The organism is Pseudomonas sp. B23(2017), assembly GCF_002113725.1.
Lineage (GTDB): Bacteria > Pseudomonadota > Gammaproteobacteria > Pseudomonadales > Pseudomonadaceae > Aquipseudomonas > Aquipseudomonas putida_Z.
Genome location: NZ_NEJM01000008.1, coordinates 220,801 through 242,726, shown reverse-complemented (window position 1 = coordinate 242,726; position 21,926 = coordinate 220,801). Strand labels below are relative to the sequence as shown.

Annotated in this window: 17 protein-coding genes and 1 tRNA gene; 8 read left to right on the top strand and 10 right to left on the bottom strand. The window is 54.3% G+C overall.

Going from position 1 to position 21,926, the window contains the following annotated elements:
• From CAG46_RS28760 to CAG46_RS29100, 4 genes are all read left to right on the top strand, one after another.
• A partial coding sequence (locus CAG46_RS28760) for an oxidoreductase (RefSeq protein ID WP_085619036.1) occupies window positions 1–1,134 on the top strand: 1,134 nt, incomplete at its 5' end.
• Entirely contained in the window at window positions 1,131–1,931 is an 801-nt protein-coding gene (locus CAG46_RS29105) for a DUF6708 domain-containing protein (protein WP_256575093.1), read from the top strand. The genes CAG46_RS28760 and CAG46_RS29105, both read left to right, overlap by 4 nt.
• A gap of 178 nt (window positions 1,932–2,109) precedes the next feature.
• On the top strand, window positions 2,110–2,928 hold the full coding sequence (locus CAG46_RS15570; protein ID WP_256575092.1) for a DUF6708 domain-containing protein: 819 nt from the start codon (window positions 2,110–2,112) through the stop codon (window positions 2,926–2,928).
• Window positions 2,929–3,057: 129 nt separating this feature from the next.
• Window positions 3,058–3,861 (top strand): DUF6708 domain-containing protein, encoded by an 804-nt coding sequence (locus CAG46_RS29100; RefSeq protein ID WP_256575090.1) that lies wholly within the window; start codon window positions 3,058–3,060, stop codon window positions 3,859–3,861.
• 770 nt (window positions 3,862–4,631) lie between these two features.
• Here CAG46_RS29100 and glsB read toward each other — a convergent pair.
• Entirely contained in the window at window positions 4,632–5,540 is a 909-nt protein-coding gene (gene glsB, locus CAG46_RS15550) for a glutaminase B (RefSeq protein ID WP_046614057.1), read from the bottom strand.
• A gap of 213 nt (window positions 5,541–5,753) precedes the next feature.
• On the opposite strand from glsB, the gene CAG46_RS15545 reads away from it, so the two are divergent.
• Entirely contained in the window at window positions 5,754–6,791 is a 1,038-nt protein-coding gene (locus CAG46_RS15545) for a sensor domain-containing diguanylate cyclase (protein ID WP_085619042.1), read from the top strand.
• 248 nt (window positions 6,792–7,039) lie between these two features.
• Here CAG46_RS15545 and CAG46_RS28250 read toward each other — a convergent pair whose 3' ends face one another.
• Window positions 7,040–8,251, bottom strand: a complete 1,212-nt coding sequence (locus tag CAG46_RS28250) for a hypothetical protein (protein WP_143493522.1) — start codon at window positions 8,249–8,251, stop codon at window positions 7,040–7,042.
• A gap of 227 nt (window positions 8,252–8,478) precedes the next feature.
• Here CAG46_RS28250 and CAG46_RS15530 point away from each other — a divergent pair, with 227 nt between their 5' ends.
• Window positions 8,479–9,315, top strand: a complete 837-nt coding sequence (locus CAG46_RS15530; RefSeq protein ID WP_256575089.1) for an HNH endonuclease — start codon at window positions 8,479–8,481, stop codon at window positions 9,313–9,315.
• A 29-nt stretch (window positions 9,316–9,344) separates the two neighbouring features.
• On the opposite strand, the gene CAG46_RS15525 is transcribed toward CAG46_RS15530, so the two are convergent.
• The gene (locus CAG46_RS15525; protein ID WP_085619050.1) at window positions 9,345–10,007 is read right to left on the bottom strand and encodes an HD domain-containing protein; all 663 of its coding nucleotides are present in this window, start codon (window positions 10,005–10,007) and stop codon (window positions 9,345–9,347) included.
• Window positions 10,008–10,547: 540 nt separating this feature from the next.
• On the opposite strand from CAG46_RS15525, the gene CAG46_RS15520 reads away from it, so the two are divergent.
• The gene (locus CAG46_RS15520) at window positions 10,548–10,790 is read left to right on the top strand and encodes a hypothetical protein (protein ID WP_085600481.1); all 243 of its coding nucleotides are present in this window, start codon (window positions 10,548–10,550) and stop codon (window positions 10,788–10,790) included.
• A gap of 165 nt (window positions 10,791–10,955) precedes the next feature.
• Entirely contained in the window at window positions 10,956–11,219 is a 264-nt protein-coding gene (locus CAG46_RS15515; protein WP_003256566.1) for a DUF3077 domain-containing protein, read from the top strand.
• 112 nt (window positions 11,220–11,331) lie between these two features.
• Here CAG46_RS15515 and CAG46_RS15510 read toward each other — a convergent pair whose 3' ends face one another.
• From CAG46_RS15510 to CAG46_RS15480, 7 genes are all read right to left on the bottom strand, one after another.
• Entirely contained in the window at window positions 11,332–12,138 is an 807-nt protein-coding gene (locus tag CAG46_RS15510) for an HNH endonuclease (RefSeq protein WP_085619052.1), read from the bottom strand.
• Between the two features lie 190 nt (window positions 12,139–12,328).
• A protein-coding gene (locus tag CAG46_RS15505; protein ID WP_143493523.1) for an IS5 family transposase occupies window positions 12,329–13,185 on the bottom strand; the annotation gives its coding sequence in 2 pieces (ribosomal slippage) (window positions 12,329–12,841 and window positions 12,844–13,185; 855 coding nt in all).
• Window positions 13,186–13,448: 263 nt separating this feature from the next.
• Window positions 13,449–16,547 (bottom strand): type I restriction endonuclease subunit R, encoded by a 3,099-nt coding sequence (locus tag CAG46_RS15500; protein WP_085619054.1) that lies wholly within the window; start codon window positions 16,545–16,547, stop codon window positions 13,449–13,451.
• Between the two features lie 119 nt (window positions 16,548–16,666).
• Complete coding sequence (locus CAG46_RS15495; RefSeq protein ID WP_085619056.1) at window positions 16,667–17,818, bottom strand: AAA family ATPase; 1,152 nt, start codon at window positions 17,816–17,818, stop codon at window positions 16,667–16,669.
• A gap of 1 nt (window position 17,819) precedes the next feature.
• A complete protein-coding gene (locus CAG46_RS15490) occupies window positions 17,820–19,043 on the bottom strand; it encodes a restriction endonuclease subunit S (RefSeq protein ID WP_085619058.1) in 1,224 nt (407 codons plus the stop codon).
• Complete coding sequence (locus CAG46_RS15485; RefSeq protein ID WP_085619060.1) at window positions 19,040–20,599, bottom strand: type I restriction-modification system subunit M; 1,560 nt, start codon at window positions 20,597–20,599, stop codon at window positions 19,040–19,042. Before CAG46_RS15485 ends, CAG46_RS15490 begins: the two co-directional genes overlap by 4 nt.
• A gap of 1,164 nt (window positions 20,600–21,763) precedes the next feature.
• Window positions 21,764–21,840: transfer RNA gene (locus CAG46_RS15480), tRNA-Pro, on the bottom strand.
• Between the last annotated feature and the right edge of the window lie 86 nt (window positions 21,841–21,926).

Sequence of the window (21,926 nt, the reverse complement as noted above, 5' to 3'; positions counted from 1 at the left end):
AGCTGGGAGGTTCTGCTGGCGATAGGCGGGTTGTATTTGCAGCAGGACAGCCTGGGCAGGAATCAGGAAAAGGCGGAAACGGAGATTGGGCCGAAGGCGCATGAGGCCAAGTTGGCGTTGCAAGGATCGCAGTTGGGCCTGTTGGGAGGGCAAATCGAACTGATTGGGCTCATTTTGAGATCAAGTGCTGGTCCACTGAATTTGGGGTGGGCAAAGGGTGTTGCAGCCAGTGGGGGGGCCTTGATAAGGCTTGGTGCTTTGGTGAGTGCGGTTGCAGGGGTCTTTGATGCGGCTCAAGCAATCAATGCCATGAGGCGCACCGCCGCTGCGGGTGATGATGCCGCATACAACCGACATCTAATTTCGGCCGTTTTGTATGTTATTGGCACTGTCGCGTTCGGAGTCGCAGTACTCAAACCCTTGGTTTTCGGCCCCCTGGGATTGGCGATCGGCCTCACGCTTGCTGCTTATCAACTAAGCAAACACGCTCAGGAAAATGAATCAACTGATTTGGAACGCTGGGTAAGGCGGTGCTGTTTTGGAAAAGCAGACGAAAAGCCGATCATTCATTGGAATGTCCCAGAACATGCAGATATCGCTTTTGCCGAACTCAATGCTGCCACACTAGGCGTTCAGGCGAAGTTAAATTTTGAGGCGCGCTTGGCCGCTGATCCAGGTCTTCCGAAAATAGGCGGATTGATTAGTGCTGAAATAATTAGGAAGCTAAAATTCTTGATCGCATTGCCTATGTACGATGAGCGGTCCTCGGGATACCGCTGGAAATTGATTGTACATCGTCACGGTGACGGCAATTACCCTGATTATATTGGCGGGGAAACTATTGCTTCGGGCGATTTTTTGGCAAATGCTGAAGAACCTCTCTCACCGTCCTCTTCATTTTCCAGCTTTGCATCGTCACGAATCCCCGATTACGACCGCAGTATTTCAATTAGCGAGAAGCAGAAACCTTATTCTACTGGACTCTGTCAGTTAGAGATTTCTGGCTCGATATCGCTTTTGGCGTCTATAGGAGAACACACGATCTTGGCGGCTACGCTGTTGGTCATGTACTGGCCGGATCGGAGCTTGCCAAGTGGGTACATTGAGATTTGTGCAAGGGAGATTAACGAGTGAAGCGTGATGATGAAGTTTTGTGCGAACGTGCTTTAGGCTGGAGTCATGACCTTCCCAAGGTGGATGAAGTGCCAAAATGGCGGAACGTGTGGGCGAGTGTCAAACCTGCACCCAATTATTTCGATGATGTGTATCTCGAGTTACCACGGAGCAGCACCATCCTTCGAGGTGTTATATTTTTGATTGGGGTTCCGAGCTTACTATTTACTCTAGGAATGACGCTTTACTTATATTGGATCCTTTTGCATGGCAACTGGCCGCGCGACTGGCTTACAAACATATCAATAGCTCTTCCCCCGGTAGCATTATGGGCTTTGACTGCCTACGTCAGGCTTGATCTGGTTGCCCCTAGAGACGAGCCTATTCGTTTCAATCGACTTCGCCAGAAAATATATATTTATGAGTTTCGATATGACCGTATCTACATCTTCAGTCGCAAACGATGGGGCGTCAAACCGGTCGCCTACAACTGGGACGACGTAACCGCCGAAGTCTACCGAGTCTACGCCCCCGGCCACGGTGGGCTGATCGAAAACGTCATGCTGTCGGTCCGCAACCCGGAAACCAACGAAGTCATCGACCGTGTCTTCTTCACCTATGACCTCTACAAAGGCGAAGCCTACTGGGCCATCGCCCGACTATTCATGCAGCAAGGCCCCGAAGCCCTGCCGAAGTTCGTACACCCACCCCGTGACTGGAACGATGACGATGGCCTGAGCCACATGCATTGCCTGGCACCCAAGGTTCATTGGCCGGAGGACATTGACCGTGAGTCCCGTACTGCCCCATCTGACTGAGAGGGCCGATGAACCCCAAGTCTAGAAGGTATAGGCTGCCCTGGGTTGCGGCAGCCTCACTCTTCCCGCGTGGCCACTGCCCAGTCAGGCCCTGCGGCAGGCTGCTCCCCGCTCTGCTTGCCATCATCAGCCAGGCCATCATCGTCCTACCCATCACTGTTTCCACGGAACTGAATGCATGAAAGGAAAGAGAAAGATGCTACCTACCCGAGGGGTGGGCTGGAAGTATGATCTTCCTCCGCATGATATTGCACCCGCGCAGCGCGAGGTGTGTTTGGCATCTAATTTAAAGATCAATCGGGCTGGACATATATTTATCGAGATCCCACGGTCGTCGGTCAGTGTGCGGGGGATATCTTTTTTCGGAGGCTTGATTATTTTAATTTACACCATGGTGTTTATCGTGCCAGACATCATCACTTCCCTCCTTGACGACTGGCAATCGGGAATTGAAATTACGACCATAGGCATCATGATTGTGACTCTTTCAACCTGGGCCTTTTTTCCATTGTTTCGTATGGACCTACGACTTCCTCGCGATGAACCCATACGCTTCAATAGAGCACGTCAAAAAGTCTATTTTTACGAGTACAGATTTGATCGCCTATACCCCTTCGGCAGCAAGGGTTGGGGGGTAAAACCTGTGGCCTATGACTGGGCCGACCTAACTGCCGAGGTTTACAGGGTATACGCCCCAATGGGTTACGGCGGCCTCATTGAAAATGTAATGATATCGGTTCGTAAAACAGGCTCCGAGGAAGTCATCGACCGCATGTTACTGTGTGACGACATAGAGCAAGGCAAGCAGTATTGGGCACTGGCACGTTTGTACATGCAAAGTGGCTATGACGCTCTTCCTGACTCTCTACGCCCTTTTCAGGGTCAGAAGGTTGGCAATGGTCTGAACCCTATGCAATACCTCGCCCCCAAGGTCCGATGGCCAGCGAAAATCGACTTGGAGTCTCGCAGCGCACCGACAACAGATGAAGTCGTCTAAAACCTTAGCGCAAGGTGCTGAGGGCCCGGTAAGCCCCCTGACTGCAAACCTGACACGGCGCTGGATTGTTCAGGGCAAGCCCGATTCAACAGTTTGATTCGTCGAAATTAGCATTAGGGAAGCCAACGAATGAAGATCAAGCCCAGGATCCTTTCGGAGCGAGCTCTGTGTTGGAGTCATGATCTGCCTGGTGTCAGTTCGGATGAAGTTCCGCGTTTAAGCTTTGAAGATATAGATCCGCCACCAAACTACTGTGATGATGTGTTCCTGGAGCATCCCCGATCTACTGTCAGTTTGCGTGGTGTCACAGTGCTGATAGGGGGACCAATTCTGGTTTTTTCTGTGGGTGCATTAATCTACATGCACTGGAGGTTTTTTGGTATCTACTGGTCGAATAATTGGGGCATTGACATCCTCTCATCGTTAGCGATCTTGATTGGCATGTGGGCTACTGCGACATATGTAAAAATGGACCTATTGCTCCCACGGGACGAACCCATTCGCTTCAATCGCCTACGACGCAAAATCTATCTCTATCAATTCAGATTCCACTACATCTTTCTGTTCGGTCGTAAACACTGGGGCGTCAAACCGGTCGCCTACAACTGGGACGACGTAACCGCCGAAGTCTACCGAGTCTACGCCCCTGGCCACGGTGGCCTGATCGAAAACGTCATGCTGTCGGTTCGCAACCCGGAAACCAACGAAGTCATCGACCGCGTCTTCTTCACCCACGACCTGTACCACGGCGAAGCCTACTGGGCCATCGCCCGTTTGTTCATGCAACAAGGCCCTGAAGCCCTGCCAACGTTCATTCACCCACCTCGTGACTGGAACGATGACGATGGCCTGAGCCATATGCATTGCCTGGCGCCCAAGGTTCATTGGCCGGAGGATATTGACCGTGAGTCCCGTACTGCCCCATCTGACTGAGAGGGTCGATGCGCCGGGGCCTAGACGGTAAGGATCACCATACCTTTCAAGGCAGCTGCAGTACCTGTGGGAGCGGGCATGCCCGCGAACACCGGCACAGCCGGTGCCACACACCGCGTTGCATTCTTCGCGGGTAAACCCGCTCCCACAGGCTCACCACAGCCTTCAACGCAGCCGCAGTACCTGTGGGAGCGGGCATGCCCGCGAACACCGGCACAGCCGGTGCCATGCACCGCGTTGCATTCTTCGCGGGTAAACCCGCTCCCACAGGCTCACCACAGCCTTCAACGCAGCCGCAGTACCTGTGGGAGCGGGCATGCCCGCGAACACCGGCACAGCCGGTGCCATGCACCGCGTTGCATTCTTCGCGGGTAAACCCGCTCCCACAGGCTCACCACAGCCTTCAACGCAGCCGCAGTACCTGTGGGAGCGGGCATGCCCGCGAACACCGGCACAGCCGGTGCCATGCACCGCGTTGCATTCTTCGCGGGTAAACCCGCTCCCACAGGCTCACCACAGCCTTCAACGCAGCCGCAGTACCTGTGGGAGCGGGCATGCCCGCGAACACCGGCACAGCCGGTGCCATGCACCGCGCAGGATTCTTCGCGGGCACGCCCGCTCCCACAAGCTCACCACAGCCTTCAAAGCAGCCACAGTACCTGTGGGAGCGGGTTCACCCGCGAACACCGGCGCAGCCGGTGCCATACACCGCGTCGCATTCTTCATAGGTAAGTCAAACCGCTACACCGCACAACAAGCGAGCCCGCCGATCAGAACACCGACCACCCAATCCGCGAGCTCAGCAACTCAAGCGCCGCCATCCCGGCCAGGGAGTTACCCGCCGCATTCAACTCCGGCGACCACACGCACACGGTGAATTGCCCCGGCACGATCGCCACAATCCCGCCCCCCACACCACTCTTGCCCGGCAACCCCACCCGATAGGCGAAATTCCCTGCTTCGTCATACAACCCACTAGTGGCCATGATCGAGTTCACCTGCTGGGTCTGGCGCCGGGTCAGAATCTGCTCACCGCTGTGCTTGCAGAACCCATCATTGGCCAGGAAACAGAACGCCCGGGCCAGGTCCAGGCAATTCATCTGCAGCGCGCAATAGCTGAAATAGCTGCGCAGCACCGTCTCCACCTCGTTATGGAAGTTGCCGAACGACTGCATCAGGTAAGCCATGGCCGCGTTGCGCGCACGGAATTGATACTCCGAGTCGGCAACGCGGGCATCAATCGCGATATGGGGATTGCCCGATAGCCGCCGCACAAAATCGCGCATCGACAAAGTGGGTGCAGCAAAGCGCGACTGGTTGATATCGCAGATCACCAACGCACCCGCATTGATAAAAGGATTACGCGGCCGACCACGCTCGAACTCCAGCTGCACCAGCGAGTTGAACGGCTGGCCGGAAGGCTCATGGCCAAGCCGCTCCCAAATGGCTTCCCCCGAGTGCCCAATCGCCTGCACCAGGCTGAACACCTTGGAAATACTCTGCACCGAGAACGGCACCAGGGCGTCGCCTGCGCAGTAATAGCTGCCATCGTTGCCATAGACCGCGATGCCCAGCTGGTTCGCTGGCACATCGGCCAGCGCAGGAATGTAGTCAGCCACTTTGCCCTTGCCGATCAAGGGACGTACTTCTTCGAGAATCTCGTTCAACAGCGTTTGCATGAAAGGCCCTGTATCAGTCCCCAGACGACGGCGAAGGGGTAGCAATCTTGACGATTATCGAGCGAAAGAAATCACACTCTCGGCAAGAAATGGCCAGCCGCACCTGCAGTCCACGGCTCCACGCTATAACCTATGCTGTGCTTGTTTCGACGGTATAGAGAACGCGCCCCCGCCAGGTGCAAAAGCAGCCGACCAGGGAATGGAGGACCAACGATGCCAGCTTGCCCTTTACCCGCAGACGAAGCGCTTCGCCAGCGCACGCTCGATGACATGAACCTGGTCGATACACCAGCCGAGCACTACCTCGATACCCTGGTGCGGCTTACCCAGGACCTGGCCCATGTGGATACTGTGCTTATCAGCCTGATCGACCAGGACCGACAGTGGTTCAAGGCCCGCATAGGGCTTGAGGCAAGCGAGACGACGCGCAGCATTTCCTTTTGCGGCTACGCCATTCTCGGCGAGGGTACCCTGATGGTGCCCGACGCCAAGTGCGACGGGCGATTCATCGACAACCCGCTGGTGCTCAACCCGCCCTACATCCGCTTTTACGCCGGCCACCCCTTGCGTGCAGGTAACGGCAAAGCCATCGGCACGCTGTGCATGTTAGATCCCCACCCGCGCGTGCTCAGCGAGGCTCAACAAGCGAATTTCAGGGACCTGGCCACGCTTGCCGAGGGATATCTGCAACTGCGCACCTTGGCGCAGGTGAACCGCGATCTGCGGCTTGAAATGGATCGCGAGCAGCGCAAAGCCCTGCTCGACCCTTTGACGCAACTGTGGAATCGCGGCGCGTTGTCGGCGTTTGAAGACCATGAACGGCGATTGGCAGAGGTGAACGGATTACAACTGGGTGCGGTTTATGCCGACCTGGATCACTTCAAATCCATCAACGACAAGTACGGCCATGGCGGCGGTGACAAAGTGCTTTGCGAATCTGCCCGTCGCCTGCGTGCAGCACTTCGCCCCGATGACCTGCTGGTGCGCCATGGGGGTGAGGAGTTCGTCGCTATTCTGCATGTTAAAGACAGCGAAGAACTGACGCGGATTGCTGAGCGGATTCGCGAACAGGTGGGTGCCAGCCCTATGCAGTTGCCTTGTGGCCAGTTGAAGGTGAGCGTCAGCGTAGGGTGCACCCTGTTTGCCAAGGGTGAAACGCTGGATGACGCACTGGAACGCGCTGACAGGGGACTTTATGACGCCAAACAGAATGGACGAAACCGGGTTGTATATGTAGCGCCGTCACTCTGAGCCGAGCACGATCCGGGCTGTACGGCATCTCTTCTCACACGTCAGCCCGGATTTTCAGGTTCGATTAAAGTGTGTCGCCATCGGGCAAGTCCACTTCCGCCTTAGCTTGCTCAATCGATAGCTTGTTGCACGCAAAAACTACGAATTGGCTTGCCAACACTGGCCGCGTAGAAATTCCAAATTTCCCTTTGGTAGACACCAAAGCCCGAGCGAACCAAAGATGTTGAAGCTGCCCGAAGATCATTTCATCATTCGTTCAGAGCGAGTATTGGTAACTGAGGGGGCATCAGGTGTACCCGCACGTACTGCCAGTTGAATATTTTTCCGGCCATCTGGCTCCATACCTCTCCGGGTGTTTTCGCACCTATTAGCAACCGAGGCGGCATTCGGGCGACCTTACTATTGAATGTCAAATAACACAATTTACTGTAATAAGGAAAATCGTGCAGACCTATCCCTCGAATAGCCGTAGGGCACATTAATAGGGTATCTCCAAAAGTAAAAAGCTGAAAAGCATCCACTTGTACTCTGCCATCAGGGCGAAGCTTTGGGTGCCATTGCAAAGGGTCCAGATCAGCAAGCTTCACCTGCTCATCCAGGACGAAACCAGTAGTCTGCATTTGTCGAACCTTCAGTTTGCCCGCAACAATATATGTGATGCTCGACATGGCGCCGTGAGAAGCGACCAAATAACCACCGAAAAACAATATAACACCCAAAGCAGCTATTTGTACTCGACGATAGACATCTCCCTGAAGTAGATGAAACAGCATCGCCGGAACGAGGCTCAGCACCAGAACAAAACTCGAAAACACCGCTACAAAATTCACTGCCTCTTGATCATCTCTTCCGACGTAGCTTTGTATTATCAGCAGCAGCGGAGCCGCACCGGATATTACTGTGAGGACCAGTGTGAACGCGATAGAAAAACTAACCACCCGCCTTGCATTTCGGGGAGCCCCCACAGCGATGAGGCGCCGTGCTTTAGGAATTCGTGTAACCGCTAGAAACGCAAATATTGTGGCAAGTGCCACTATTGATAAAGACCCAGCTACGCCCAATCGATCGCTAAAATAGAATACAACGACAACAAAGGAGACGATCCCTACCATTACCGGAATAAGCAACCAGACAGCTAGGAAGCGTGTAACATTTCTGCGCCGCGAAATAAATGAAACTGAAGTAGAGAACAGCCATGCGCATGACATTAAAACCCAAAATTGTAAAAACATGATAAAAAGCACACACATTAACCATGCCAACAAAGCTGACTTCGAGTCCAGCGTCAGCATAAAGAGATCGGCACGACCAATCGCCAGCGTGTATACATAAAGGCTGAGCATACCAAAGCCTGTTCCAATGAAAATCAGAAACACACTAATAGCCGACCAGTGTTCGGATAAACGTCGCAACCACTTTTTACTAAAGCTTGGAAAACTTGATGCACTTAATTCTGACATGGCTAGTCCCTTATTGGTAATTGTCCTACGCAACTCATAACAGCACTAACGCCGCCATTTATGAGCGAGCTCAATCTAACATAAATATTTCGCTGAGCAGCTTTAAAAGCGTCCGAGCCAGAGCTGCAGCGGGATGACTCCCGGGTTCGGAGCCATTAATTTGCCATTACCTCCATGTGTTCTGGCAAAATGGGGGGGCTTGAGGTATTTCTATAAGGATAGAGAACGTGACAGGAAGAAACTGGTTCCATGCAGCAGGCATTTTGTGGCCCCGCCTTGTTGAAGCTGCATCGAAACGTCAGACCCCCACATACGGTGAGCTATCGCCCTTGGTGCAGACCAACCCATTGTCAATGCGCTATGCTCTTGACCCAATTCAGGTGCATTGTCTGGATGCGGGTCTACCCCCACTATCATCCATCGTAATCGGAGCCGTGACGGGGATTCCTGGACCTGGTTTCATTGGATGGCCGCTGGATGATATCGACACCGCTCATGAACTCGTCTTTGCCTTCGACTGGAGCCGGGTTGCGAATCCGTACGAGGCTTTTGGCGTGATGGATACTCCAGAGTCGTTGGCGTACTCCTTGGTGGAAAACCCTGAAAGCCGAGAGGACGTTTATGCCAAAGTGAAAGTTCGAGGCATTGCACAAACGGTCTTCAAGAAAGCATTAATGTTGGCGTATGGGGGGCAATGCGCCATGTGCAAGCTTAGCTTCCCACAAGCGCTTGATGCTGCTCATATCATCCCTTGGACCTTCGCTACTCCCGGCCAACGTCTCGATCCGAGAAACGGGCTTCTTCTCTGCTCCCTACATCATCGGCTGTTCGATGGCGGCGTTATTACTATCACTCCGGATGCACGGGTTCATTTTTGCGACCCCGAAATGGCCGACGGCCCCTACTCCCACGCAGATGAAAATATGACGGCCGGCTTGCATGGCAAAGCTGCGCATCTACCCGGCGATCCCGCGCTACGCCCTAGTCGTGAAGCTCTTGCCGATCACTATCAGCGGCACTCCTGGGTAGATATCTCAGCAGCGCTAGGTGAACAGTTACTCTAATCAGTCGAAGAGCCCGGGGCTCAAGCACTTCAGACAGCACCGCCAGCCCCGATCTCATCCATGAAATCCGCAAGAAACACTTCAAGCCGCGCATGACGTTCAGCAGCCAGTCGAGCCCCTTCAGCAGTTTTAAACCCTGACGCAAGCTTGAGCAGCTTGGTATGAAAGTGCTCGACCGTATACGCCTTGTCCTGATACTCCCTCCCCCACGCAGTGGGGTTCTCGAAATCGTACAGCGCCGACCCCATTCGCCCGGAAACGTAAAAACACCGGGCGATACCCACTGCACCTATGGCGTCCAGGCGATCACTATCCTGAAGAATCCTGGCCTCAAGGGTGAGCGGTTCGAAGCCAGCCGAGTAGCTGTGGGTTTTGACTGCATGCGCCACCTGCTCGATGCGCTGCAAGGGCCAGCCCATTTCAGCCAGGATTGACGCCGCCCTTTGTGCGGACAGCGTTGACGCCTGCCCACGCAAGGGCGAGTTCTTTTCTACTGCGACACAATCATGCAGCACAGTCGCTGCAAGCAGCACTTCCAGGTCGCCGCCTTCTACACGCTGTATCCGTTGTGCGTTGACCCATACGCGATGGATATGGGACAGGTCGTGGGAGCCATCTGGCTGGTCAGCCGGTAGATACTTCAGCAGGTCAGTGGCGAGGCGCTGGAAAGGGGCAAAAGCTTCGATAGTCATCTTCGGTGCATTCCATGGGCTGTTACTTGGCGTCCGTTGTCAGGGGCTGGCCCCTGACCTACCTTGGTCCAGATGCGAGCGGATCAGTTTCAAGGCTTGAGTGGTGAAAATCCATGCTGGACCGTTTGTTGGCATCGCGACATAACTGGATACAGGGATTCGTGAGTGGAAAGCTTTTTGAGATCCACAAACCGTTAACAGAGCAGCCGGCGTTGCATGCTGTGAAGGTGAATGGGCGAAAAAAGTCAGAATTAACCCCTTCCTTGTAGGCCATTTCCCAAAGATACTCCCTGCGCCTGTTTTTCGTTGCACATGACCAACGTGGATTTTAGTCTCGGCTCGTCGCTGCCAATTCAGCGACCGGTTTTGACGGACCGATGACGCTGTCCTCATGTGCACACTTTTATGGTGGCTGTACGTGCGGGCACCCTGTGGTGCGCCGAGTGCCAACGTCTCGGTCCGTCAACCCGCGTACAGCTACCACCCCATTGCTTGACGGCATGGCCGTGGTAGCTCCTCCTTCTACGTTGGAGCTTCACCATGCTCAAGATCGTTCCAGATCCTCCCCACAAGACTCTCTGCCTTGAAGACACCCTGATCCAAGCCACGGACTACGCACTATGCGCGGCGACCGTCGTGCATCAGGCAATGCTGCTGCAGCCCAAGTCACCAGCATCGATTCTGATGATGGCCTCAATGCATGAACTGGAGACGCTGCGAGCTTTGCTTGAGTCCGCACTGATCCAGGTGCAGATGCCCACTGAGCCTAGGACTTTGCACTAAGGCTTCATTTATGTGTCGCCTGGGCTGCCCCTATCGCCAGCAAGCAAGGCTCCCACATGGATCTAAGCTGCCCCACAAATCTCGAGGCCTATGCAGTATTTGTGGGAGCTGGCTTGCCGGCGATGAGCCCAGACCAGGCACCAGAGATTTCGGGGAGATTGAACAATGACCACAGAAGAAACCAAATTCACCGTCGGCAAAACCACCTTCTACCAAGGTGAAAACCAGACCCATCCGCTGTTCCGCATCGAAGCAGGCATCCCCTGCCAGAGCGCCCGCGAACAAGCCTCGGAGCTTATGGGCTACGCACGCGATATGACCCTGGACGGCTTGATGGAAGACAAACCTCAGCTGATCTGGGCTTCGCATTACCTCTGCGCATTGGCTAAGGCGCTGATGGATGATGCCGAGCTGGGCATGATGCGCTGAATCACCCTCCCCTCACTGGACGCCTTCAAAGCCTAACTCCTTCCCCCGTTTCGAAGGCGCTCCAGCTGCCCCCACTTTCACAGCCAGGCAAAGTTAGCGTGCACTTAGCTGTCTATTGGGACTCGATTACCCACCGGCCGCGCAACATTCCTTTCAACTCGTCAACACTCAGAGTCTTATCTCTCTTGCGATGGACAACCGCGTGACAGTTGGCGCACAACGTCACGAGGTCTGTCTCAGGATTCACGGCCTTCTCCCCACCAAAGTCCGAAATCGGTACTACGTGATGAACGTGGATGAAGCCCTTCGCGTGTTCGCCGTATGCCTGTTCGAAATCAAACCCGCATGCCTTGCAGTCAAGCCCGTGGATGGCGATGGCCTTCACCCTCAGATCTTTCCGGCGCTCGTAACGGGTTCCAAAGTAGCTTGTTTTGCTACCTTCACTGGCCGATTCAAAGGTAAGTGGGTCGTCTTCCGTATCCGGTACAGCCGCATCAGCACGCGAAGGCAGGAGCGTCGCATGGCTTAAGATGGCATCGTAATCGGATTGAGAAATCGGCCGAACGCCATCACGCCAGTAGTTACTCATACGGCTGGCGGGGATAGTCTCCAGGTACTCGCCGTCAATTTTCGAGGGGACAGCGTCCTCAAACGGCGTGAAGTTTTCGATCAGAGCAAACAGATCACCCTTATCGCTCCTCCGGTCTGCGTAGACCTGACCTATGCGTGCCTTACCAAAATAATGCGGATCGGCGCTGAGGCGGATGGAAGCAAAGGCTTTGTCCTTGATGCGCCCTTTGTAGTAGATCACCTCGGTTCCCTGCGCGAGCCAGGCTTGGTAACGCTTGGGGAAGTGATAGACAGCGCCTGTCTCGTCTTCCCACTGCGATGTGTCGTTTTCAACGATGACGACGGGCATTTCATTTTCCTCTCGAGTGATGGCAAAAGCCTATCAAAAAAGAGGAAATTTCCTACGACATAATGAGAAGTGAGCCCCATATACGGCGGTTTTAGAACTAGACATGTCCTACAAGAGCCGAGGCCGTGCGCCTATGCTGCCAAGCTCGACACCGCTGTTAACTGCGCCTTCCTTAATCCCGCCGTTATCGCTAGGCTCTGTACGAAAAGAGATGTCGCAAACACCGCATGGAACAAGCCAGTGAGACCATGGCGGCATAGCTTTTCGCGAGCTTGTCGAAGCGTGTCACGATGCGGCGGTTCTCTTTCAGCCAGCCAAACATGCGCTCGATGATGTTGCGCTGTCGATATTTGGGCCGATCAAACAGTCTGGGTAAGCCAGGCTTGGGTTTGCGCTTCATTGAGCGCATCGGGATGACGGGTTGCATGCGGTACTGGTCGCAGTAGCGGCGCAGCGCTTCGGCGTCGTAGCCTTTGTCGGCAAGCAGCCATTTGCAGCGCTTGCGCGGACGACCTCGTTGGCTTGATGGAATGCTGACTTCGTCCAGCAGTGGCTGGGCGTAGCTGATGTCACTGGCTTGACCGCCAGAGAGAAGGAAGCGCAACGGTGTTCCGTTGGCGTCGCAGAGCATGTGGATCTTGGTTGTCAGGCCGCCGCGACTGCGGCCTAGAGCGTGATCGGCAGGCTCGTCAGGCCCCCTTTTTTCCCGGCGCCAGAAGAGGCTCGAGTTGCGCGTACAGCAGTTGAGTCGATCATCCAGGTTTGCAAATCGATCAAGCCTTGCTCATTCAATTTCAGGTGCAAGCGTTTGAGCATCTGATCGAACGTCCCCTGGTTTCGCCAGCCCCGGAACCGTTGATACACCGTTGACCACGGGCCAAATCGCTCCGGCATATCTCGCCACGCAGCCCCCGAGCAGAGCACCCAGAGCACGCCATCGAGCATCAGCCGATCACTCAGGCGGGGCCGCCCCCGACCATGGGTTTCAGTGAAGAGATCGGCAACCACAGTCCAAGCCTCATCCGAGAGTTCGTAACGCTTTGCCATCACAGAATTCCTTTCCGTAGATGGCCGGGAACTCTACAGAATTTCAGCTTCCGAAGGGCGTCGATTGGGTTTCTCGGGATTTCGTACAGAACCTAGGAGCCAAGGCAGTCACCCGCGCCAAGCTGGTGTTCTTCGAAGTGCCCAACAGGTCTGTGAAGACAAATAGGCGACTCGCGGCGGCCTACGAGCCAATAGTAGGCCGCGCTATGACAGTCATTCCAGCACTCCAAATATTAGGCATGGGAACGCTAACAGGTCGCCCATTAAACTTGCCCTCCAACGCCCTTGAACTTATCGACAAAAATAGCAATTTTGTGAAAGACACTTTGTTTTTTTGCCAAATAAGCCGGATTAAGTGGACTCATCTTAGGTAAAACGGAACTGAGCTCAGCTCCATTATCGCTAGCAAACTCCCGCTTTAGTGAGATGGCGATGTAGTGTTTAGCCGCCACTTCATTCAGCTCCTCATCGCTGATCAGCTCTTGCGCCTCGCGCCGCTGTTCGGATTGGGCGAAAGTGAAAAAAGTATCGATCACGCTAGCCTTGTCATCAATCCGGTCCAGATCGGTCTGGTTGATGAAGTCCACCACCAGGCTTTCTTTGGCGCGATTGCCCAGGCTGGCGCGAATCGCCCGGCGCATCTCCTCGATCAGTGCCGCCTTGTCCTTGACCTTCTTGTTCTTCTCGAAGATCAGCTCAAGAATGTAATCCAGGTTGATTTCCTGGGACTTGAGCAGGTCCACCTCGAACACCACATCATCCCAGTCGATAGTGGACTCGCTTGCTTCGTTACCCGCTTTCTCGCGCCTCAGCCAATCGCGGATGTCATTGTAGGTGGAGCGATAGTCCTGCACCTTGCGCTCGGCAGGCAGGCGGATGGTCTGCAGCTCGGCTAGCTTCTCGTCATCCAGGTGGTGTTCGAGCTTAAATGCTTCCACGGCCTGCGGGTCGCTGATATCGACCGTTTGCAGCGCCTTCAGCGCCGTAAACTCGTCGTAGTTCTGCAGCACGTTTTCCACGCGTAGATACTCGCCGAATAACTTGGCGAAGTCTTTCTTCTCCGACTCCTTAATGATGTTGGCCGGGTCGGAAAAACGTTGCTCCAGCTCCGTCACCACATCCATGAACCCACGCCGCGCCTCACCGGTCAGCGTGTCGGTGAAGCCCTCCATGTATTCCTTGTAACTTTTTTCCAGAACCACGTTGCGCGTATTCTTGTCGCCGAACAGCGTGATGGCGTCGACCGTAGCCTGCTCCAGATCGCGGAAGGTGACGATATTGCCGAAAGTCTTGGTGGCATCGAAGATGCGGTTAGTACGTGAATAGGCCTGGATCAGGCCGTGATAGCGCAGATTTTTGTCGACGAATAGCGTGTTCAGCGTTGGCGCATCGAAGCCAGTCAAGAACATGCCGACCACGATCAGCAGGTCGATGTCGTGATCCTTCACACGCTTGGCCAGGTCGCGGTAGTAGTTCTGGAAGCCTTTGCTGTCCACGCCGAAATTGCTTTTGAACAGCGCGTTGTAATCAGCAATCACCGCGCTCAGGAACTCTTTAGCTGAGCTATCCATCGCCGACACTTCGAAGCTCTCATCGACTATGTCGCCAACGGCGTCCTGTTCTTCATTGGGGGCGAAGGAGAAGATGGTGGCGATGCGCAGCGGCTTGTCGCTGCCTTCCTGCAGCTTCTGCAGCGTCTCATAGTACGACTTGGCGGCATCGACGCTGCTCACCGCGAACATGGCATTGAAGCCCTTGTTTGCTCCCTGTAAACGATGGGTCTTTTGGCGAAAATGCGTGAGCAGGTACTGCGAGATTTCTCGGATACGCGTGGGGTGGAGCAAAGCCTGGCGGTTCTCCGCAGCGCTGAGTTTCTTCTCGTCCTGCTCGGTTTCCAGAGCCTTGAACTGTGGACGGACATCGTTGTAGTCCACCTTGAATTTGAGCACCTTCTCGTCACGGATGGCATCGGTGATTACATAGGAGTGCAGCTCGCGGCCAAACACGCTGGCTGTTGTATCGGCGCCCAGCGCATTTTTTGGGAAGATCGGCGTGCCGGTGAAGCCGAACTGATAGAAGCGCTTGAACTTCTTCTTTAGATTTTTCTGCGCCTCGCCAAACTGGCTGCGGTGGCACTCGTCGAAGATGAACACCACCTGCTGGTGGAACACCGGCAGGTCGCCTTCGCTCTTCATCAGGTTGTTGAGCTTCTGGATGGTGGTGACGATGATCTTGTTGTCGTCCTTATCCAGGTTACGCTTGAGGCCCGCCGTGCTCTCCGAGCCATTGACGCTGTCGGGTGAAAAACGCTGGTACTCCTTCATGGTCTGGTAATCCAGATCCTTGCGATCCACCACGAAGAACACTTTGTCGATGAAGTCGAGCTCGGTGGCCAGGCGCGCAGCCTTGAAGCTGGTCAGCGTCTTGCCCGAGCCGGTAGTGTGCCAGATATAACCCCCGCCCTCGGTGTTGTTCCAGCGCTTGGCCTGCCAGGCACTGCGAATGTTCCATAAAATGCGCTCGGTAGCGGCAATCTGGTACGGGCGCATCACCAGCAGAGTGTTGCTGGCATCGAACACCGAATAGGTGAACAGCACATCGAGCAGAGTGCGCTTCTGGAAGAAAGTCGCGGTGAAGTCTTTGAGATCCTTGATCGGGCTGTTGTCGGCCTGCGCCCAGTTCATGGTGAAGTCGAAACTGTGCTTGTTGCGCTGCGTGGTGTTGGCAAAGTAGCGCGTATCGGTGCCATTGGAGATCACGAACAGCTGCAGATACCTGAACAGCGAATGCTCGGTGTTGAAGCTCTCCTTGCTGTAGCGGTGCACCTGATTGAAAGCTTCGCGAATCGCCACGCCACGCTTCTTCAACTCTACCTGCACCAGCGGCAGCCCGTTCACCAGAATCGTCACATCGTAGCGGTTGGAGTGACTACCCGCCTGCTCGAATTGCTTAATGACCTGCACCTTATTGCGGGCTAGGTTCTTCTTATCCATCAAATAGATATTTTGGATGCGCCCGTCATCAAACACGAAGTCGTGCACATGATCGTCGTGAACCTTTCGGGTCTTGTCGACGATGCTGTCGCTAGGCTTGTCCAGCCAGCTTTCCACGAAGCGCGCCCACTCACCGTCGGAAAAATCGACGCTGTTCAGCGCCTGCAACTGCGTGCGCACATTGGCCAGCAGAGCCGGCATCGTCTTCATCCCGGTGAGGTGCTCATAGCCCTGATCGACTAAGTCCTGGATGAACTCGCGCTCCAGATCGCCTTCGCTCTGGTAGCTCTCGGCAACTTCCCTTTCTCTGGCGTACCTGTCGAGCACGATGAAGGTGTTGGACTCAGCGATGGTCTTGTAATCAGTCATTGCTTGGGGGCTCCCCATATCCCTGTGCGAATTCGCTTTCAATCTCCTCCACCGTAGGCAATTGCGACTGCACGGCCAGTGGAATGTCCTTGGTGGTGAATGAGCTGACGCTCATGCGATCAGTCGCCCGGCGCCTCTTCCTGTTGCCAATAGCCGTAGTTGGCCACCAGATGGTCCAGCAGCAACCTCACCGTCTGCTTCTCCTGCGGGGTTGGCTCAGTGACGCTTTCATTGGACAGCGTGCTGTGGCTGGTGAACTGCATAATGCGGTTCAGGTAAGCCTGCTTGTCGTCAGGTAAAAGCGCCGACCATTGCGGATAACCCAGAAAGCTGGCGGTTTTTTCGTAGAGGTTGCGCAGCAGGGTGAAGTGATAGCGCTGTACCTGGCCAGCGGCAATTGCCTGCTCAAGGGTCTGCCGCAAGTGGAGATGGTAAGAAAAACTCTTGTTGGAGTCGCCGTACTTGACACACAGATCAAAGCTGCCGTCATCGAGACGGCTCAGTAAATAGCAACCCTCTTTTTTGCCACCTTTGTTGAGGCCAAGCTCATTGTGCAGCACGTTGTAGAAAAGCGGGCTGTGGGTGGTGATGACGAATTTCAGGTCCGAGGGACTGGCCTTGATCAGCCCTGCAAGATTGACCGCCAGCTCGATAAGATGGTTTTCGTCCAGTGAACTCACCGGATCATCGATGAACACGTACTCCAACTGATCGAACTCCCGCGTCTCACGGTCCTCCGGTTCAGGCACATCGAGTGTGCTGACGACCTGTTCCAGCAACGTGTAAAAAATACTCCATATAAAATTGCTTTCTTCACCCTTGGAAATCTTGAGATTCCCCGAGCCTTCGTCATCACCGCGCTCCAACGAAAAAGTGACTTCCGAAAAGTCTGCACTAAAATGCGGGGTCAGTTTGTCGCTTGTGTAATGCTGGAAGTACCTAACAATGTTGCCGTCCTGCCCTAGGTCACGAAGCATCGCGAGCAGCCAGTCCGTGAATGAGTTGGGCTGAATCCGCAGCCTGGGCTCGGCATCCTGCGCCAAGTCGTTATCCCAATAGAACAGGTCTTCGGTAAAAGCATTGAAGTAGATGACTTTGTGGCGCGACGCCGCCGGTGGATCAAACGCCTCTTCACCGTCGCCCTTTGCGACCAACTGCTTGAACTCGCGCGACAGACGCGTCTTGCCCGTGCCGTTGAAGGCATAGATCAGCTGCACCTTCTTGTTGGCGTTCTTTAACTGCTCGGCGATCTCAGTCAACGTATTGCTCATTTCAGGCCACCGTCTCTTCCGGCTTGGGGAAGCTCAGCAGCAGATCGCGGTAATACTCGTATTGCTTCTGGCGCAGTTTAATCTCGCGGGGAAAATCCTCACTGATGGAGTTGGTGAGCGTGTCAAACTTGTCAAGAATAGCGACGATGCGAGCCTGCTCTGCAAGCGATCTTTCATGATCATCGGGATATGGGACAGGAATTCTAACCTCTTTTTTAAAACCCTCGATGAGTATGCGTTTAACTTTCCCGCTAGACACATGCTTAGTCTTCTGAGAATGGAATGAAGCCGTTTGCATCGCATAGGAGACGTACTTTGGATTCATTGAGTGGCGAAAAGCATAGCTATCGTCGTGAATGGCCACACTCTGAGTTCCTAGCCACGCAACAGCTTTGCATACATCTTCCACCGTTTCGCCAACGCCGGCCAAGACAACATCACCCGGCTCCGCATAGCGCAGCGAGCTAGCCATGTCATCTCGAACCTTTGAAAATGCTTGGTCCGCCCACGCACCATATCGGGTATAAATTTCACCGTAGTGGATGACGCGAATGCCTTCTTCGACGTAATCAGCCTTTGTAAATCGCTTACCGCGAATGAACTCGCCAATATCTCCCAGCGCCTTCCATTCCACCTCCTGGCCGTCAAAACTCAACAACTGGTCGCGGTAGTAGCTGTATTGTTTCTTGCGGGCAGCAAGCTCGGCGGTAAGCTCAGCGATTAGCTCGGAGGTAAGCTCGGTGAAGGTGTCCAATCTGCGAACGATTTCGGCCTGTATTTCCAGCGATTTATTGGGATTGCCTGGGCAGGGGATGGGAACATGGATCTTGACCATCTCCCCTTTTGTCAATTTCGATCTATCTTTGTTTGGCAAATAAGGACTAAAATCCACAGAACGCAAATAGTGGTAGAGAAATTTAGTGCTCAGCCCTTGCTTACCACGCACAACATGCACGTGGTTATTCGCCCAGAACTTTCCATTCGCATATTGTACAGAGTAATTTTCAAGACTTGCTGAACCGTCTTCTGCAATAAGCACGTACTCGCCGTCATGGGTATATCCATCCACGTAGTCTTGGATGTTATTTGCGCCGTAGTATGGAACCTCTCCAGATACACGTAACGAAGCCTTTACCGGCCTCCTTGCAGAGTTCGCTATTTCTACAAAGCGCTCATCACCCAATGCCGTCCACTCTACGGTAACGCCATCCAACAGCTCGCTCATGCCTCTAACTCCTGGCCCTCAATCTTCGCGACGATGGCATCAATTTCCTTGCGCAACTGGTCGATGCGGGCGACTGTGGTTTTCAGAGCGACGTTGAGAGCGGCAATTTCCACCACTTCGCGGTTGTCTTTCGCTTCCAAATAACTACTGACCGAGAGATTGTAGTCATTGGCCGCTATCCTTTCTAAGGGTACCGACTTGGCAAAATGCTCGACACTTGCCTTGCTGTCGAACACCTGCATGATCTGCTCGATATGCTTATCTTCCAGCAGATTGTTGTTGGTACCTTTCCTGAACAGCGCGCTAGCGTCGATGAACTGGGTGGTGGTGTCCAGCTTGTGCTTGGAAAGCACCAGAATATTCACGGCTATGGTGGTACCGAAAAACAGGTTGGGCGCTAGCGAGATCACCGTCTCAACATAATTGTTGTCCACCAGATATTGGCGGATCTTCTGTTCGGCGCCACTGCGGTAAAAGATGCCGGGGAAGCAGACGATCGCCGCGCGCCCTTTGCCTGAAAGGTAGCTCAGCGCATGCAGCACGAAGGCGAAGTCCGCCTTGGACTTGGGCGCCAGCACGCCGGCCGGGGCAAAGCGGTCGTCGTTGATCAGCGTGGGGTCGTCGCTGCCGATCCACTTCACCGAATACGGCGGATTGGAGACGATGGCGTCGAAGGGTTTGTCGTCACCAAAGTGCGGGGCGCGCAGAGTGTCGCCGAGCTGGATGTTGAACTTGGCATAGTTGATGTTGTGCAGAAACATGTTCATTCGCGCCAAGTTGTACGTGGTGTGGTTCACCTCTTGGCCGAAGAACCCATCCTCGATGACGTGGGCGTCGAAATGCTTTTTCGCCTGTAGCAGCAGCGAGCCGGAGCCGCACGCCGGGTCGTAGATTTTGTTGACGCTAGTCTGCTTGTGCATCGCCAACTGAGCGATCAGCTTGGACACATGCTGCGGGGTAAAGAATTCGCCGCCGGATTTGCCGGCATTGGCCGCGTAGTTGGAGATGAGGAACTCGTAGGCGTCGCCGAACAGGTCGATGTGACTGGCATCGAAGCTGCCGAACTCCAGCTTGCTCACTCCCTTAAGCACATCCGCCAAGCGCTTGTTCTTGTCGGCGACGGTATTGCCCAAGCGGTTGCTGGTGGTATCGAAATCGGCGAACAGGCCCTTGATGTCCTGCTCGGAGGCGTAGCCGCTGGCCGAGCTCTCAATGGCGGCAAAGATACGCGCCAAATCGGTATTCAGGCTGTCGTTGGTGCTGGCCTTCGTGGCCACGTTGCTGAACAGCTGGCTGGGGGCAATGAAATAGCCCTTGGTCCTGATGGCGTCATCTTTGGCGGCGGCGATCCGCGGGTCATCATCCTCCATCGCCGCGTAGTCAATCGCGCTGTCGCCTCCAGTGATGTAGTCGACGAAGTTCTCGCTGATGAAGCGGTAGAACAGGGTCCCAAGCACGTACTGCTTGAAGTCCCAGCCATCGACGGCGCCACGCACGTCATTGGCGATGGCCCAGATCTGACGTTGCAGGGCGGAACGTTGTTGGGCACTGGTCATACTGCTTATCCTGTTTCAATGCGGTTTACATGGTCATTCCATTGCATTCGGACCTGACCTGAATCGTGTTAGGTGCGTGTCGAGTCGACGTCGGCACAAAGATGCTCATTCTATGTGCTCCCTTCAATTAGATATACTGTCGAGGGCTTTCTTTGCACCCTACAATCAAGAACATACCCACAAAAATACGTTGACTTTTGCGGCTTAATGACACAGAGAAACCGTCTGCCGTGTGGATGAATGCCGATACCGCTTCTCTTGCTCTTTCCCCTGCCAGCTTAAGGATCTGCCCTCTGAGGGTGGGCGGAGGGTAGCTCGAGATTTCGTACGCAGCCCAGTTTGTACACGTCGCAAACCTGGGCGAGTTAATCCAGATGAGACGGTCTCAACAGATCCTTTTCGGTGCCGATCTTCGTTTTGACGATATCTCCTGAGACATCACCGACACCACACAGCTGAAGGCACTTGGGAATAAGTGGCTCCTCGTCTGTGTTGCCGCTGACCGAAAGCTGGCCCGGTAAAGGTGCCTGCTGGTCGAGCATTGGGGCTGATCGCAGAGCTGGACGTACGTATCGCAACAGTGAATGTGCCTGCGAGTGGGGACATCAGACGAGCAGGGGCAACAATCAACAGCGCGACCATTTGCTTGATAGACTCGATCCCAATTCCTTTTTGGGGGCGGAGCTGAAAAAAGCACCGTCCATCGGAAGCCAGACCACCCAGCGTTCCTACTGGTATTCCAAGGAGCTTTACCAACAATTTATTAACCAGTGAAAACAGATAGATACCGAGTTGTTTCAGATTACCCGGGCGCTCCCGAGGCATGACATGAACCGCAGGACAACCACTCCAAGCTGCGTACGCTCCAACACAAAGAGTTCAGCCTGCAAATTCGCATGCCCGCATGGCCCCACCGGTTAGCGCAGGAAGCATCAGCACCTGAACCTGAACCTGAACACAAGAAAAGCCCAACCGAAATTGAACCAAGGTAGCCCCCTCCTCTTAGGAAACGCCTGCTCTATTACGAGGTTCGCGAAACGATGCGCACAGCTATCTTGCCTTACCGAATCACAAGATTGATTAATGAAACAAGCGAAGCCTCTAAAAAACCAAAAACTCCAGAAACAACAAAGCCACCCGAAGGTGGCTTAGTCGTTTAAATAATGGTCGGGACGGAGTGATTCGAACACTCGACCCCTTGCACCCCATGCAAGTGCGCTACCGGGCTGCGCTACGCCCCGACTGGGCTTTGAAGCATGCTCTCAATGCTACCGAGAACGCTGAAGAATGTACCCTAACCTCCTGATAAATGAAAGCTTTTTCTCAA